Source organism: Rhodococcus aerolatus, assembly GCF_054783215.1.
Map to the genome: position 1 here is coordinate 101,519 of NZ_BAAGQZ010000005.1, position 15,460 is coordinate 116,978.

Here is a 15,460-nt window from a genome sequence, read left to right on the forward strand (position 1 = left end):
GGCCCGGGCCTTGCGGTCGGTTACTCGAACGAGTAAAAGTGTTACTCGTGCGAGTAACACGTCCGACCGCGGCCGAGCGCCGGGCACAGGTCGTCGAGGCCACGATCGCCGTGGTCGCCGAGGACGGGTACCGCGCCGCGACCTTCGCGAACATCACGCGGCGGGCCGGGCTCTCCTCGACGCGGATGATCTCCTACCACTTCGCGGACAAGGACGAGCTCGTCGCCGAGGTGGTGGCCACGCTGTTCCGCACCATCAGCACCTGGGTCGAGGCGCACGGACCGTCCGACGTGGACGGGCCGCGGGAGGCGCTGCTCGGCTACGTGCGCTCGACCGTCGAGCTGCACGACGCCCACCGCCTGCCCATGCGGGCGCTGAGCCGGATCTTCCTCGACCACCGGCCCTCCGACGGGTCCCGGCCCTACGGCGACCCGGAGGAGGACACGGCGGTGACGCGCGTCGAGCGCATCCTCACCGACGGGTGCCGCACCGGGGTCTTCCGCGCCTTCGACCCCTGGGTGATGGCGGTGACCGTGCAGCGCTCGCTCGACGGCATCGCGTTCCTGCTCGAGACCGCGCCCGACCTCGACCTGGGCCACTACGCCGACGAGCTGGTCACCACCGTCGACCGGGCCACCCGCCCCTGACCGGAACCCCACCGGAGGACACGTCATGCCGGACACCACGAACGGGTCGCCCGCCCTGCGCCGGCTCGTCACGCTCATGCTCGTCAACCTGGCCGTCGGCCTCGTCGTCGCCGGCCTGACCCTCGTGCTGCACCAGCAGGTCCTCGACCACCAGCTCGCGGCGTCCGACCCCGAGGTGCTCGCCGACCCGGCGCAGCGGCGCGCCCTCGAGCAGAGCCTCTCCGCGACGCTCTGGTCGAGGCCCGGACCCGCCGTCGCCGTGGCGCTGCTCTACCCGTTGTTCCTGCGCCGGCTGCGGCGGCACGAGAAGCGGGGCCTCCGGCGCACCGTCGTGGCCGCCGTCGCGCAGCTGCTCGCTCTCGGGTGGTACGCCGTCGGCACCGGTGAGCCGCGGTGGCTGGTCCTCCTGCAGGTCGGCCACGCGGTCGTGGTGGTGGGCGTGCTCGTCGCCGCCACCCGCCCGGGCCTGCGACGCACCTTCGGCTACCCCGCCCCCGGCGACCGCACCCGCGCCGGGCACCGCGCGGCCCTCAGCCTGGTGGTGCTCGCCCCCCTGGTGGCCGAGCTCTCCTGGGGCTCCACACGTCTCAGCCAGCTCGCCGGCCTGCTGCTGTACTGGCCCGCCTACGGTGCCGGCGCGCTGCTGGTCCGGGAGGTGGTGCGACGCCGCGGCGGCGGCCTGCCCGCGGTGCTGGTGCTGGGTGTCGCCTACGGCGTGCTGGAGGAAGGGCTCGCGCTGCAGTCCCTCACCAGCCCGACCCTGTTCCGCAGCATCACCGACCTCGTGCCGCGGGTGGAGGGGGTCAACGTGGGCTACGCGTTGATGGTGCTCACCTACCACGCCGTGATCAGCATCGCGGCGCCGATCGCGCTCGCCGAGCTGGTGCACCCGCGGGTGCGGCGCACGCCCTGGCTGGGTGCGCGGGCGACGGTCGCCACCGCCGTCGTCGCCGCCCTCGGGCTCGCGGTCCTGCGACTCGTCCCCATCACCGCGGACCCCGGCTACACGATGCCGTGGGCCGACGACGTCGTGCTGGCCGTGCTCGTGCTGGCGACCGTGGCCGCCGCGCTGCTGGTCCTGCCCCGGGTGCACCGGCCGGTCGCCCGCAGCAGCGTGGCGCCACCTCCGCCGGCGGTCCTCGCGGTGGCGAGTGGCGTTGCGTCCCTGCTTTTCCTGGGCCTGCTGATGCCCCTGCCCGGCGCCCGGCACGCCGGGTGGGCCCCCACCGCCGGGGGCGCCTGGGTCGCGGTCGCCGCCGCCACGGCCGCCGCCGTGGGGTCCGTGGTCCTGGCGCGGCGCTGGCTCGGCTCCGGCGCCTGGTCACCGCGCCACACGGTGGGCGCGCTGACCGGGATGCTTGTGGCGCACACCGTGATCGGGCTGCTGTCGCTCGTGCACACCCCGCTCGACGTCGCCGGGCTCGCGGCCGTCGGAGTCGTCGAGGTCGGGCTGCTGGGGGTGCTGGCACGACGGACCGGGACGCACCGACCCGTCGTGCCGGCGTGACCGCCGCCGTCAGCGCTCGATGGCGGCCATCTGCTCCTCGCTGTGGTGCCCACCCGACGGCGGCGCCATGTCGGTGAGCGTCTGCAGCTGCTCGGCGGTGAGCACCACCTCGTCGGCCGCGACGTTCTCCTCGAGCCGGGAGACCTTCTTGGTGCCGGGGATGGGCGCGATGTCCTCGCCCTGCGCCAGCACCCAGGCCAGCGCGACCTGGGCGGGGGTGACGCCGATCGAGCGGGCCAGCTCGCCCACCTGGTCCGCCAGCTCGAGGTTGCGGTCGAAGTTCTCGCCCTGGAAGCGGGGGTTGCCCTTGCGCATGTCGTCGTCGTCGAAGTCGTCGGGCGTGCGGATGGTGCCGGTGAGGAAGCCGCGGCCCAGCGGGGAGTAGGGCACCAGGCCGATGCCGAGCTCGCGCAGCACCGGCAGCACCTCCTCCTGCTCCCGGGTCCACAGCGAGAACTCCGACTGCAGCGCGGTGATGGGGTGCACGGCGTGGGCGCGGCGGATGGTGGGGATCCACGCCTCGGACAGTCCCAGGTACCGGACCTTGCCCGCCTCGACGAGCTCTGCGGCGGCCCCGATGGTGTCCTCGATCGGGGTCCGCGGGTCGACGCGGTGCTGGTAGAGCAGGTCGATGTGGTCGGTGCGCAGCCGGCGCAGCGAGCCCTCGACCGCGGTGCGGACGTTGTCGGGGCTGGAGTCGAGGTTGCCGGGCCCGTCGCCGCCGTGGGAGACCATCCCGTACTTCGTGGCCAGGACGACCTCGTCGCGGCGGCCCTCGATGGCCCGCCCGACGAGCTCCTCGTTGGTGTACGGGCCGTAGATCTCGGCGGTGTCGAGCAGCGTCACGCCCAGGTCCAGCGCGCGGTGGATGGTGCGGATCGACTCGGCGTCGTCGCGCTGCGAGGTCGAGTAGGCCATGGACATGCCCATGGCGCCCAGGCCGATCCGGCCGACGGTCAGGGTACCCAGGGTCGCGGTCTGCACGGCTGTCCTCCTCCGGTGGTGGTCGGCCCCGAGCCTGCTCCCCCACCCCACCGCGCGCACGGTCAGCCCCCGGCGCGCTCGGCCTCCCGCGCGGCGACGCCGGCGTCGGTGCAGAAGCCGCGGCCGTCGGCGCGCAGGCAGAGCAGGCCGACGAGCCGTCGCTCAGCGTCCACGACCGCCAGCCGGCGCCGGCCCACCGCGACCATCTCGCGGTGAACGTCGAGCACGGGCGCGGCGGCGTCGACGGTGCGCGCCCCGAGGCGGGCCACGTCGAGCGCCGGGGACCCCGGCGGCACTTCGCGCTCCAGGTCGGCCCGGTCGACGGTGCCGCGCAGCACCCCGTCGCCCACCAGCAGCACGAGGTGGACGTGGCCGTCGCGCAGCGCGTCGCGGGCGTCGGCGACCGTCGCCGAGGCGGGCAGCGTCTTGGGGGCCGTGATCGCGAGGTCGGCCACCGTGCGGCCGGCCGCGTCGGCGGGCAGCTCGGGGCAGGTCCAGGCGGGCGGTACGGGCACGTCCCGATCATCCCGCGCCGGGGCGACGACGCCGGTCGAGCGCCCGGACCGGTGAGGACCGTCACGCCGAGCACCGGTCCCACCGCGGGGTCGGGGTCGTGTCGCGCCGGGTCGCCCCCGGTGCCAGGGTCGGGCGCGACCCCACCGCCTCACGAAGGAGCACCCCGTGCGCACCCGCAAGCTCGGCTCGTCCGACCTGGAGGTCTCCGAGATCTCCCTCGGCTCCTGGCTCACCTACTCCGGCGGCATCGAGGCCGACCAGACCCGCGCCTGCACCGAGGCCGCCTTCGACGCCGGCATCACGTTCTTCGACACCGCCAACGTCTACGGCCGCGGCGCGGCGGAGACCGCCTGGGGCGAGATCCTGGCCGACCACGCCCGCGACTCCTACGTGCTGGCCACGAAGGTCTACTTCCCGATGTCCGACGACGCCGGCGACAGCGGGCTCTCGCCGGAGCAGATCGCGAAGCAGGTCGACGCGTCGCTGCGGCGGCTGCGGGTCGACCACGTCGACCTCTACCAGTGCCACCGGTTCGACTCGTCCGTGCCCGTCGAGGACACCCTGGAGGCCCTCGCCAGGGTCGTCGAGCAGGGCAAGGCCCGCTACCTCGGCTTCAGCGAGTGGACGCCCGAGCAGATCCGCACCGGGGTCGAGATCGCCGGCCCCGAGCTGTTCGTCTCCTCCCAGCCGCAGTACTCGATGCTGTGGCAGGCGCCGGAGGCCGAGGTGTTCGGGGTGTGCGCGGAGAACGGCATCTCGCAGGTGGTGTGGTCGCCGCTGGCGCAGGGCGTGCTGACGGGCAAGTACCACTCGCTCGACGACCTGCCCGAGGGCAGCCGCTTCGCGAGCGAGGAGATGGGCAGCGCGAAGGACCTCGTGCTGACCGCGGGCACGATCGCCGCGGTGGACCGGCTGCGACCCGTCGCCGAGCAGGCCGGGCTCGACCTGCCCACCCTGGCGCTGGCGTGGGTGCTGCGCCGCGGTGAGGTCGCCTCGGCCATCACCGGGGCCTCCCGGCCGGAGCAGGTGCACGCCAACGCCGGTGCGTCCGGCGTCGAGCTGAGCGACGACGTGGTCGCCGCCGTCGACGCGGCGCTCGGTGACGTCCCCGTCCGCGAGCCCCGGCTGGCCCCGGGAGCCACGGCGGAGATCACCCACCGCTAGGCACGGCCCGCGCGCCGGTCAGGCGGGGACGTCTGCCCGGCGCGCGGCCGGGCTGCGCACCAGCAGCGCGGCCCCCACCGTGAGGACGCCGATCGACCCGGCGACGACGAACGCCAGCCGCAGCCCGGCCGGGCCCGGCAGACCCTCGGCGCCGACCGTGGCGGCGGTGGCCACGCTGATGAACACCGCGGTGCCGAACGCGCCCGCCACCTGCTGCAGCGTGGAGAGGATCGCGCTGCCGTGGGAGTAGAGGTTCTCCGGCAGCGCCCCCAGGGAGTCGGTCAGCAGCGGCGTGATCATCAGCCCGAGGCCGATCATGAGCAGCACGTGGATGGCGACCACCTCGGCGATGGGCGAGGTCTCCCCCAGCGTCGCGAACAGCCACAGCGCCACGGCCATCGCGGTCGCCCCGGGCACGACGAGGCGGCGGGCGCCCAGCCGGTCGTACAGCGCGCCGACGGGACGGCCCAGCAGGCCCAGCGTCAGCCCGCCCGGCAGCAGGACGAGCCCGCTGACGAAGGTGCTGGTGCGCAGCACGGTCTGCAGGTAGAGCGGCAGCAGGATCACCGCGGCCCCGAGGAAGCACAGGAACGCGAGCGCGGTCACGAGCACCCCGGCGCTGAAGTCGCGGTGGGCGAAGGTGCGCAGGTCGAGCAGGGCCCGGTCGTCCCGGGCCAGCCGCAGCTGGCGGCGGGTGAAGACGACGAGGACCACCAGGCCCCCCACGATCGCCGCCCACGGGGCGGGCGAGGTGAGCCCGCCGGCCTCCCCGAGCGTCGACAGCCCGTAGAGGACGCCGGCGAAGCCCAGGGCCGAGAGCACCACCGAGGCGACGTCGAGGGGCACGGCGCGGGTCGGCGTGGGCAGCCGCAGGAACGTCGTGCCCAGCACCAGCGCGGCCACCGCGAGGGGCAGCACCAGCCAGAACATCCACCGCCAGTCCAGGGTGGACAGGATCGCGCCGCCGACGGTGGGGCCCACCGCGGGGGCGACCGCGATGACGATGGTGATCGTGCCCATCGTGGCGCCGCGCCGCTCCACGGGCACCAGCCGCATCACCGTGGTCATCAGCAGCGGCAGCATGACCGCGGTGCCGCACGCCTGGAGCACGCGGCCGACGAGCAGCACGCCGAACCCGGGGGCGAGCGCGCCGACGAGGGTGCCGACGACGAAGAACGTCATCGCGGCGGCGAACACCTGCCGCGGGGTGAACCGCTCCAGCAGGTAGCCGGTCAGCGGGATGACCACCGCCATCGTCAGCAGGAACCCGCTGGTCAGCCACTGCACCGTGGTGGCGGTGACGCCGAGGTCGACCGAGAGGTCGCGCAGCGCCACGCTGAGGATGGTCTCGTTGAGGATCATCACGAACGCCGAGAGGACGAGGACCGTCAGCGCGAGGGTGGTGGCGGCCGAGAGCTTCTGCGGGGCGTCCGGCGCGGCGGTGGCGCGATCGGGGACGGCAGCAGCGTCGGTCGTGTCGGGCGTGGTGGTCACACGGGTCTCCAGGTGGGGAGGCGGTGGGCCGGCCCGTCGGGGTGGGTGCGGGAGCGGCGGAACGGGGCTGATCGTCCCCCTCAGCGTCGCCGGGGTCGACCGGTATTCCGCCCGCGTCGCGGGCCTCCCCCGCACCCGGGGAGACCACTACCTTCTGCTGGCATGCCCCGCTTCCTGCGCGACCGGTCCCCGGGCCACCAGCAGCGTGCGACGGCGCTCGAGCTGTTCTACGACCTCGTCTTCGTGTTCGCGGTGACCCAGGTGTCGCACCACCTGCTCGTCCACCTGACCTGGACCGGCGTGCTCCAGTCGGCGATCATGCTCGTCGCCGTCTGGTGGTCCTGGAACTACACGACCTGGGTCACGAACGAGCTCGACCCCGAGTCGTCGGTCGTCCGCGGCCTCGTCGTGACGCTCATGCTGCTGTCGCTGCTCATGGCCGTCGCGATCCCCGACGCGTTCGGCGACCGGGCGCTGCTCTTCGCGGTGCCCTACGTCGTGCTGCAGGTGGGACGGCACCTCTTCCTCGCCCTCGTCACCGCCGACCGCGGCACGCCCGAGCGGGAGCGGGCGCTGCGCATCCTGGTGTGGTTCGGGGCGGCCGGGGCCTTGTGGCTCGCCGGTGCGCTGGTCGACGGTCCGGCACGCACCGTGCTGTGGGTCGTCGCGGTGGTCGTCGACCTGGCCGGGCCGGTCTCGACGTACCGCGTGCCGGGACTGCCGCGGCTCGACCCGAGTCGGTGGGACGTCGTGGCCGAGCACTTCGCCGAGCGGTTCCAGCTGTTCATCATCATCGCGCTCGGCGAGTCGATCGTGATCACGGGGGCGACCACCGCCGAGCTGACGCTGGACCCGGCCCGCTCGACCGCGTTCGTGGTCGCGTTCCTCGGGTCGGCCGCGTTCTGGTGGCTCTACTTCGGCGACGGCGCGGCCCGGGCCGAGCGGCGGCTGGCGGCGGCGGGGACCCGCAGCACGCAGGTCGCCCGGGACGCCTTCACCTACCTGCACGTGCTGCTGGTGGCGGGCATCATCCTCGCCGCGGTCGGCGACGAGATCGTCATCGGGCACCCGGGTGAGCACCTGCACCTGCCCGAGGCGTCGGTCGTCGTCGCGGGCCCCGCGGTGTACCTGCTGGGCCAGACGCTCTTCCGGTGGCGCACCAGCGGTGCCGTGCCCGTGGCGCCGCTGGTCGGCGGGGTGGCGTGCCTCGCGGTCCTCGCCGTGTCCACCGCCCTGCCGGCCCTCGTGCTCGCCCTGCTGCTGCTGGCCGTGGTCGTCGTCGTGGTGGGTGCCGGGGCCCGCCCCGCTGCCCGACGCCCGCGACCGACGGCCGCCTGAGCGCTCCCGCGCCCGTCCGGGCTCGTTACCCTCGGGCCGGTGACCGAGAGCCGGGCCCGCACCAGGGTCGACGCGTGCCCCGGGGCGCTGCAGGTCCACCCGGCCGCCGACGGCGGGCTCGCCCGCGTGCGGCTGCCCGGCGGGATGCTCACGGCCGCCCAGCTCGAGGTGCTGGCCGACGCCGCCGAGGAGCTCTCCGACGGTGCGCTCGAGCTGACCAGCCGCGGCAACCTGCAGCTGCGGGCCCTGCCCGCCGGCGCCGAGGTCGAGCTCGCCGAGCGGCTGGCGGGGGCCGGGCTGCTGCCCTCGGCGACCCACGAGACGGTGCGCAACGTCGTCGCGTCCCCCCTGACCGGGCGCCTCGGCGGGCTGCTCGACGTCCGGCCGCTGGTCACGGGGTTCGACACCGCGCTGCGGGCGGACCCGGTGCTGGCGGCGCTGCCCGGCCGCTTCCTCGCCTCGTTCGACGACGGCCGGGGGGACGTGACGGGCCTGGCGGCCGACGTCGGCGTGCACGCCGTCACCGCCGACGCGCTCGCGGTGGTCCTGGCCGGGGTCGACTCCGGGGTGCGCGTCGCCCCCGGGGACGCCGTGGCGCTGCTGCGGCGGGCCGCGACCGCGTTCCACGAGGTGCGGGGGTCGGCGTGGCGGCTCGCCGAGGTGCCCGACGGCGCGGCCCGGGTGCGCGCGGCCCTCGACGGGGGCGGCGAGCCGGAGCCGCTGGCGACCGCCGCCGGGGCGCCCGTCGGCTGGCTGGCCCAGGACGACGGGCTCGTCTCGCTCGGCGCGGTGGTGCCCCTCGGGCGTCTCGACGCCGGGACGGCCCGCTTCCTGGCCGCGGTCGAGCGTCCGCTGGTCGTCACCCCCTGGCGGGGCGTCGTCGTGACCGACCTCGACGAGGACGTGGCCGACGCGCTGCTGCGGTTCGTCGCGCCCCGCGGGCTGGTGTTCGACGCGGCCTCGGAGTGGTCGCGGGTGACGTCGTGCGCGGGGCGCCCGGGGTGCGCGAAGGCCCTGGCCGACGTGCGGACGGACGCGGCGTCCGCCGTCGCGACGGGCACCCTGCCCGGGGACGGTGCGGTCCACTTCTCCGGCTGCGAGCGCCGCTGCGGCCGGCCCCGCGGCGAGGTCCTCGACGTGGTCGCGACCCCCGACGGGTACGCGGTGGGCTGACGTGGTGGTTAGGTGAGCCTCACCTCATCTAAGGTGTCGTCATGCCCCGCGCCACGACCCGGACCGCACCCCGCAGCCGAGCCGCGCGCAGCGAGCACGTCGCGATGGGGATGCACCGGGCCCGCGTGGCCCGGGTGCAGCGCCTGAGTCGGCACCTCGCGCGGATCACCCTGACGGGGCCCAGCCTGGCGGGCTTCGTCGACGACGGTCCCGACCAGCGGGCGAAGCTGCTGCTGCCCCGGCCCGGCCGCGGGCTGCCGCCCCTCGACGGGTCGGCCCGCTGGTACGAGGCGTGGCAGGCCACGGCCCCCGAGGAGCGGCCCGTCCTGCGGACGTACACCGTCCGGCGGTCCCGGCCCCACGACGCCGAGGTCGACCTGGACGTGGTGCTGCACGGGGACAGCGGCCCGGGCTCGGCGTGGGCCTGCCGGGCAGCCCCGGGCGACGAGGTGGCGCTCTACGGCCCGTACGCCGAGCACGAGTGCCCGCCCGACGCGGCGTGGCAGCTCGTGGTGGCCGACCACACCGCGCTGCCCGCCGCCGCGGCGATCCTCGAGCAGGCCACCCCGGGTCCGCTGGTGGCACTGGTGGAGGTCCCGGGCGCCGACGACGAGCTGGACCTCGTGGTGCCGCCCGGGGCGCGGCTGACGTGGCTGCACACGGGGACCGGCGAGCCCGGCCGGGCGCTGCGCGCGGCGGTCGCGGCCACGACGCTGCCCGGGGGGCCGGGCTACGCGTGGGTGTGCGCGGACACCACGACCGTCCAGCACGTCCGCCGGGACCTCGTCACCGGGCGCGGCATGCCCGCCGACCGGGTCATGTTCATGGGCTACTGGCGCACCGACGGGCCGATCGACCCGGCGTGACGGTCGTCCCCGCCCGGACCCCACCTGCCGCGCACCGGGTGACGAACGTGACATCCGGGCTGCTCGGGCGGCCCGGGGCCCGCTACCGTCGCACCACGCCCCGTCGACGTCGCAGGAGGCCCCGTGCTGAGCAGGTTCGAGATCCGCAAGGACGTGGTCCAGGAGCTCACCGCGTCGGCCGCCACCCGGGCCGGCCGCATCGCCACCATCCTCACCGACGCCGTCCGCGACGTCACCCACGAGGTCGGCGACTGGTTCTCCGACGCGTTCGAGATGCAGGAGGCCGCCCGCCGGGCCGAGGCCGAGCGCGTCGCCGAGCAGCAGGCCGCGGGCCCGGAGGAGCCGGCCGGGACCGACCCCGACGCGGCCGACGGCACGGCCGCCGACGAGGCCACGGCCGCCGACCCCGCCGAGGCCCTGGCCACCGCGGACGGGCAGAACCGCGGCACCACCCACCCCGCGGCACCCTCCGGGGGCCACCCCGTCCCGGCCGCACCCGCGGCCGCCGGGGTCACCGCCCGGCCCGTGGCGTCCGGCGGTGTCACCGGCCGGCCCGCCGCGGCCGGCGAGGACCCGGCCGCCACCGCCTGACCCGGGCCCGGCTCAGGCCAGGCCGCGTCCTGCCAGCCAGTCCAGCGCGGCCTCGACCGTCGACACCTCGGCCGTCGGCACCGCCCCGCTCGCGGAGGGCCGCTGCACCACGACCACCGGCAGCCCGAGCTCGCGGGCGGCGACCAGCTTGGCCGCCGTCATCGCGCCCCCGCTGTTCTTCGTCACCACCACCTCGACCCGCCGGGACCGCATCAGCTCGCGCTCCCCGGCCACGGTGAACGGCCCCCGGTCCAGCAGCACCTCGACGTCGGCGGGCACGGGGCCGTCGGGCGGGTCGACCGAGCGCAGCAGCACCCACCGGCCCGGGACGCCGAGGAACGCGCCGAGGCTGCGCCGGCCGGTGGTGAGCAGCAGCCGGCCCCCCAAGCCTGCCGCCACCTCGGACGCCGCAACGAGCGAGAGCGCGTCGTGCCACCGGTCCCCGGCGACCGGGGCCCACGGTGCCCGGCTCAGCCGCAGCAGCGGCACCCCGACCTGCAGCGCGGCGGCGACGGCGTGCTCGGTCATGGTCGCGGCGAAGGGATGGGTGGCGTCGACCACGGCCCCGACAGGCCGCTCCCGGAGCCAGCGGACCAGCCCGGCCGTCCCCCCGAACCCGCCCACCCGCACCTCCCCCGCCGGCAGCACCGGGTCGGCGACCCGCCCGGCCAGCGACGTCACCACCTCGGCGCGCCCGTCGAGCGCGGCCGCCAGGGTCCGGGCCTCAGCGGTCCCCCCGAGCAGGAGGACGCGGCTCACCGGGCGCGGGCGCTGGAGTAGAGGTGGCTGTCGGGGAAGCCGTCGGCGGCCAGGACCCGTCCCACCACGATGACCGCGGTGCGCCGCACGCCGGCGTCGAGCACCGTCGCCGCGATGTCGGCGAGCGTGCCGCGCAGGACCACCTCGTCGGGCCGGCTGGCGCGGGCCACGACGGCGACGGGGCAGTCGGACCCGTAGTGCGGCAGCAGGTCCGCCACCACCTGCTCGACCGCCTGGACCGCGAGGTGCAGCACCAGGGTCACCCCGGCCCGGGCCAGCGTGGGCAGGTCCTCCCCCGGCGGCATGGCGGTGGCGCGGGCGGAGATGCGGGTGAGCAGCACCGACTGACCCACCTCGGGCACGGTCAGCTCGCGGCCCAGCGCGGCGGCGGCCGCGGCGAAGGCGGGCACCCCGGGGGTGATGTCGTACTCGACCCCGGCGGCCCGCAGCCGGCGCACCTGCTCGGCGACGGCGGAGAACACCGACGGGTCCCCGGAGTGCAGCCGGGCGACGTCGACGTCGCGGTCCCGCGCCGCCAGCACCTCGGCGAGGATCTCGTCGAGCGTCATGCCCGCGGTGTCGACGACCCGGGCGCCGGGCGGGCACCACTGCAGCACCTCCGGGGGCACCAGGCTCCCGGCGTAGAGGCACACGGGGCTCGCCTCGACGACCGCGCGCCCGCGCAACGTCATCAGGTCCGCAGCACCCGGGCCCGCGCCCACGAAGTGCACCTTCACGCCACGTCCCCCGTCACGACACGACCACCCTCCACTGCGTGACCGGCATGGCGGGACGCCACCCGGTGAAGCCGCCGACGGGCACGGCCCGGCTCACCTGCAACCGGGTCAGCGTGCCGCCGAGGCGGGCGTGCGCCGCAGCCAGCACGGCCTCGGACTCGACCGTCACGGCGGTGGCCACCAGGCGCCCGCCCGGTCGCAGCGCCGCCAGGCAGGCCTCGAGCACACCGTCCCCCGTGACCCCGCCCCCGACGAACACCGCGTCCGGTGCGGGCAGGCCCGCCAACGCCTCCGGGGCGGCGCCGTGGACCACGCGCACCCGCGTCGCCCCGAGGGCGGTGGTGTTGCGGGCGACGGCGGCGGCCCGCGCCTCGTGCTGCTCGACGGCGACGGCCCGGCAGTCCGGGTGCGCCCGCGCCCACTCGACGGCGACGCTGCCCGCGCCGGCGCCGACGTCCCACAGCAGCTCGCCCGGCCGCGGCCCCAGCGCTGCCACGGTCACCGCCCGCACCTCGTGCTTGGTCAGCTGCCCGTCGTTGTCGTAGGCCTCGTCGGGCAGCCCGGGGGTGACGGGGTGCACCGGGGTACCGGCCGCGGGGACGCACTCGACGGCGACGACGTTGAGCGGGTCGCCCGGTGGCTGGTCCCAGCCCGCAGCCCGCCCGGTCACGCGCTGCTCGCCCGGCCCGCCGAGCTGGGCGAGCACGGTCACCGCGCTCGGCCCCCACCCGGCGGCGTCGAGCACCGCGGCGACCGCGGCCGGGGTGGTGGCGTCCCGGCTCAGCAGGAGCAGGCGGGCGCCGTCGCCGACGTGGGCCAGCACGTCCGTCACCGGGGCCTCGAGCAGGCTCACCACGGGGGTGCGGTGCAGCGCCCACCCCAGCCGGGCGCAGGCCAGCGAGGCCGACGACGGGTGCGGGTGGACGTCGAGGGCGTCGGGGCCGAGCAGGCCGGCCAGCGTGGCGCCGATGCCGTGGAACATGGGGTCCCCGCTCGCGAGGACGCAGAGCCGGCGCGTCTCCCGTGCTGCCAGCAACCCCGGCAGGGCCGGCAGCAGCGGCACCGGCCAGCGCACCCGCTCCGCGGGGACGTCCTCGGGCACGAGGTCGAGCTGGCGGGGGCTGCCCAGGAGCACGTCGGCGGCGGTGACGGCCGCGCGGGCGGACCCGGCGAGGCCGTCCCAGCCGTCGGCCCCGACCCCCACCACCGACACGCGCACCGGGCCATCGTGCCCCGGGTGCGCGGGTGGGTCAGGGGCGGGTCAGCTGCTTGCCGTGGCCGGCCGCGCCGTCGACGTCGGTGACGTCCGCGGTGTAGCCCCCGGCGCGCAGCGCCTCGGCCTGCTCGCCGGCGACCCCGGCAGGAGCGACGGCCTGGGTGAAGCCGCGTCGACGCGCCTCCGCCTCGAGCTCCCAGAGCACCCGCCGGGCCAGCCCGCGGTGCACGGGCTCGGTGGACCAGGGCCCGACGACCTCGACGGTGGCGTCGTCGCGGACGGTGTAGACCCCGCCGGCCACGGCGCGCCCGCACCCCACGTCGTGCAGCGAGACGAGCACGCCGACCACCGTGGCGTCGCGGTCCAGGACGGGGGCCGGCACGGCGGCACCGCGCGCGGCCAGCTCGGCCAGCACGGCGTTCGCCCGCGGCGAGCCGAGGGGGGAGAGCGAGGCGCGGACGGCCGCGGTGCGGGGCGTGGCGGTGCGGACGGGGGCGCGTCGGGTCCGGGACGCGGTCGGGGCGGGGTCGGGCACGGTGGAGCCTTCCTGGAACGGGGTGCCACGACGGCGGACGTCGGTGGCCGCGCAGCGGGGGGTGGGGCCCAGTGTGGCCCGCGGGGAGGCGTTCGTCACGTGCAGAACGCCGCTGTCACGCAGTGGACGCCGGATCGTCTCCGAGCGTCACCCCGCGGGGTGAACGGGGGTCGGTCAGAGGACGTGCTCGCCGTACATCTCGCCGAGCGGGTCGGCGATGAGCTCGATGCGCGCGCCGTCGGGGTCGCGGAAGTACAGCGACACCCCGCTGTGCTCGACGACCTCCACCCCGGCCTCCTCCAGCGCCGCCCGCAGCGCGCGCCACCGGGTGGGCTCGACGCTGATGGCGACGTGGTGCAGCCCGCCGAGCACCTCGGCGTAGGGGCCCACGTCGAGCCCGGGGAAGTCGAAGAAGGCGAGCAGGTTCTGGTTGCCGATGTCGAAGAAGAAGTGCGAGGAGCCGGGGTAGTCCCGGTTCTCGATGAGCTCGGTCAGCGGGAACCCGAGCACGCCCTGGTAGAAGCGGACGGTCGCCTCGACGTCGCTGGACACCAGGGCCGTGTGGTGCAGGCCCCGCGCGGTCGAGGCCGGCCTGTCCGCGGGCGCCACGAGGTGGCGGTCGCGGATCTCCGCGCGGGTCGCGGCGAGGGTGGCGGGGTCGGGCGTGCGGGCGGCGGGCATGGCATCTCCTGTCGTGCCGCCCGCGGCTGCGGCGGCACCGGTAGTTTACATCTCAACCACCGGCGCCGCCGGGAGGTCAGCCCTTGAGCAGCGCGCGGGACATGACCACCCGCTGCACCTGGTTCGTGCCCTCGTAGATCTGGGTGATCTTGGCGTCGCGCATCATCCGCTCGACCGGGAAGTCGCGGGTGTAGCCGGCGCCGCCGAACAGCTGCACCGCGTCGGTCGTGACCTCCATGGCGACGTCCGCGGCGAAGCACTTCGCGGCCGAGGAGATGAAGCCCAGGTTCTTCTCGCCCCGCTCGGCGCGCGCGGCGGAGACGTAGACCATGTGGCGGGCGGCCTCGATCTTCATGGCCATGTCGGCGAGCATGAACTGCACGCCCTGGAAGTCGCTGGTGGCGCGGCCGAACTGCTTGCGGTCCTTGGTGTAGGCGACGGCCGCGTCGAGCGCGCCCTGCGCGATGCCCACGGCCTGCGCCCCGATGGTGGGGCGGGTGTGGTCGAGGGTCTGCAGCGCGGTCTTGAAGCCGGTGCCGGGCTCGCCGATCATCCGCGACCCGGGGACGCGGCAGTGCTCGAGGTAGACCTCGCGCGTCGGGCTGCCCTTGATGCCGAGCTTGCGCTCCTTGGCGCCGAAGGAGATGCCCTCGTCGTCCTTGTGGACCATGAACGCGGAGATGCCGTTGGCCTTCTTGTCGGGGTCGGTCACGGCCATGACGGTGTACCAGTCGGAGACGCCCGCGTTGGTGATCCACGCCTTGGTGCCGTCGAGCACCCAGTCGTCCCCGTCGGCCTTGGCCCGGGTGCGCATCGAGGCGGCGTCCGAGCCCGCCTCCCGCTCGCTGAGCGCGTAGGAGGCCATCGACGCCCCGCTGGCCACCGACGGCAGCACCTCGGCCTGCAGCTCCTCGCTGCCGGCCAGGATGAGGCCCATCGTGCCGAGCTTGTTCACCGCGGGGATCAGCGAGGACGAGCCGCACACCCGCGCGACCTCCTCGATGACGATGCACGCCGCGACGGAGTCCGCGCCCTCGCCGCCGAACCGCTCGGGCACGTGCACGGCGTGGAAGCCGGCCGCGGTGAGCGACTTCTGCGCCTCCTCGGGGTAGCGCTCCTGCTCGTCGACCTCGGCCGCGAACGGCAGGATCTCCTTCTCGGCGAGGGAGCGGACGGCCTCGCGCAGGCCGTCGTGCTCCTCGGCGAGGCGGTAGAGGTCGAAGTCGGGGTTGCCGGTCTGCGTGGCCACGGT

The 15,460-nt window shown here is 75.9% G+C and carries 16 protein-coding genes; 7 read left to right on the forward strand and 9 right to left on the reverse strand.

The window, feature by feature from the left end; genetic code table 11:
* Positions 1-47: 47 nt before the first annotated feature.
* Together ACYVOF_RS03860 and ACYVOF_RS03865 are read left to right on the forward strand one after the other, a co-directional pair.
* The gene (locus ACYVOF_RS03860) at positions 48-647 is read left to right on the forward strand and encodes a TetR/AcrR family transcriptional regulator (RefSeq protein ID WP_460864193.1); all 600 of its coding nucleotides are present in this window, start codon (positions 48-50) and stop codon (positions 645-647) included.
* Between the two features lie 25 nt (positions 648-672).
* Entirely contained in the window at positions 673-2,154 is a 1,482-nt protein-coding gene (locus tag ACYVOF_RS03865; RefSeq protein WP_460864194.1) for a hypothetical protein, read from the forward strand.
* A gap of 9 nt (positions 2,155-2,163) precedes the next feature.
* Here the strand turns inward: ACYVOF_RS03865 and ACYVOF_RS03870 are convergent, their stop codons facing one another.
* Both ACYVOF_RS03870 and ACYVOF_RS03875 read right to left on the reverse strand, forming a co-directional pair.
* Complete coding sequence (locus ACYVOF_RS03870) at positions 2,164-3,138, reverse strand: aldo/keto reductase (protein WP_460864195.1); 975 nt, start codon at positions 3,136-3,138, stop codon at positions 2,164-2,166.
* Positions 3,139-3,200: 62 nt separating this feature from the next.
* The gene (locus tag ACYVOF_RS03875; protein WP_460864196.1) at positions 3,201-3,653 is read right to left on the reverse strand and encodes a CBS domain-containing protein; all 453 of its coding nucleotides are present in this window, start codon (positions 3,651-3,653) and stop codon (positions 3,201-3,203) included.
* A gap of 166 nt (positions 3,654-3,819) precedes the next feature.
* On the opposite strand from ACYVOF_RS03875, the gene ACYVOF_RS03880 reads away from it, so the two are divergent.
* Positions 3,820-4,818 carry an aldo/keto reductase gene (locus ACYVOF_RS03880; protein WP_460864197.1) on the forward strand — a complete coding sequence of 333 codons (999 nt, stop codon included), beginning with the start codon at positions 3,820-3,822 and terminating at the stop codon, positions 4,816-4,818.
* Positions 4,819-4,836: 18 nt separating this feature from the next.
* On the opposite strand, the gene ACYVOF_RS03885 is transcribed toward ACYVOF_RS03880, so the two are convergent.
* Positions 4,837-6,312: a DHA2 family efflux MFS transporter permease subunit gene (locus ACYVOF_RS03885; RefSeq protein ID WP_460864198.1), complete on the reverse strand. Its 1,476-nt coding sequence runs from the start codon at positions 6,310-6,312 to the stop codon at positions 4,837-4,839.
* 162 nt (positions 6,313-6,474) lie between these two features.
* Between ACYVOF_RS03885 and ACYVOF_RS03890 the strand changes: the two genes are divergently transcribed.
* The 4 genes from ACYVOF_RS03890 to ACYVOF_RS03905 all read left to right on the forward strand — a co-directional run bounded on the left by ACYVOF_RS03890 (position 6,475) and on the right by ACYVOF_RS03905 (position 10,280).
* Positions 6,475-7,650: a low temperature requirement protein A gene (locus ACYVOF_RS03890; protein ID WP_460864199.1), complete on the forward strand. Its 1,176-nt coding sequence runs from the start codon at positions 6,475-6,477 to the stop codon at positions 7,648-7,650.
* A 39-nt stretch (positions 7,651-7,689) separates the two neighbouring features.
* Positions 7,690-8,823 carry a precorrin-3B synthase gene (cobG, locus tag ACYVOF_RS03895; RefSeq protein ID WP_460864200.1) on the forward strand — a complete coding sequence of 378 codons (1,134 nt, stop codon included), beginning with the start codon at positions 7,690-7,692 and terminating at the stop codon, positions 8,821-8,823.
* Between the two features lie 41 nt (positions 8,824-8,864).
* A complete protein-coding gene (locus ACYVOF_RS03900; RefSeq protein WP_460864201.1) occupies positions 8,865-9,689 on the forward strand; it encodes a siderophore-interacting protein in 825 nt (274 codons plus the stop codon).
* Between the two features lie 123 nt (positions 9,690-9,812).
* Positions 9,813-10,280 (forward strand): hypothetical protein, encoded by a 468-nt coding sequence (locus ACYVOF_RS03905; RefSeq protein ID WP_460864202.1) that lies wholly within the window; start codon positions 9,813-9,815, stop codon positions 10,278-10,280.
* A gap of 12 nt (positions 10,281-10,292) precedes the next feature.
* Here ACYVOF_RS03905 and ACYVOF_RS03910 read toward each other — a convergent pair whose 3' ends face one another.
* The 6 genes from ACYVOF_RS03910 to ACYVOF_RS03935 all read right to left on the reverse strand — a co-directional run bounded on the left by ACYVOF_RS03910 (position 10,293) and on the right by ACYVOF_RS03935 (position 15,457).
* Complete coding sequence (locus ACYVOF_RS03910; protein ID WP_460864203.1) at positions 10,293-11,039, reverse strand: cobalt-precorrin-6A reductase; 747 nt, start codon at positions 11,037-11,039, stop codon at positions 10,293-10,295.
* The gene (gene cobM, locus ACYVOF_RS03915; RefSeq protein ID WP_460864204.1) at positions 11,036-11,776 is read right to left on the reverse strand and encodes a precorrin-4 C(11)-methyltransferase; all 741 of its coding nucleotides are present in this window, start codon (positions 11,774-11,776) and stop codon (positions 11,036-11,038) included. The genes ACYVOF_RS03910 and cobM overlap by 4 nt, the downstream gene beginning before the upstream one ends.
* Before the next feature lie 13 nt (positions 11,777-11,789).
* Positions 11,790-12,995: a precorrin-6y C5,15-methyltransferase (decarboxylating) subunit CbiE gene (gene cbiE / locus ACYVOF_RS03920; protein WP_460864205.1), complete on the reverse strand. Its 1,206-nt coding sequence runs from the start codon at positions 12,993-12,995 to the stop codon at positions 11,790-11,792.
* Positions 12,996-13,026: 31 nt separating this feature from the next.
* Entirely contained in the window at positions 13,027-13,626 is a 600-nt protein-coding gene (locus tag ACYVOF_RS03925) for a hypothetical protein (RefSeq protein ID WP_460864206.1), read from the reverse strand.
* A 75-nt stretch (positions 13,627-13,701) separates the two neighbouring features.
* Positions 13,702-14,208, reverse strand: a complete 507-nt coding sequence (locus ACYVOF_RS03930; protein WP_460864207.1) for a VOC family protein — start codon at positions 14,206-14,208, stop codon at positions 13,702-13,704.
* A 76-nt stretch (positions 14,209-14,284) separates the two neighbouring features.
* On the reverse strand, positions 14,285-15,457 hold the full coding sequence (locus tag ACYVOF_RS03935) for an acyl-CoA dehydrogenase family protein (protein WP_460864208.1): 1,173 nt from the start codon (positions 15,455-15,457) through the stop codon (positions 14,285-14,287).
* Between the last annotated feature and the right edge of the window lie 3 nt (positions 15,458-15,460).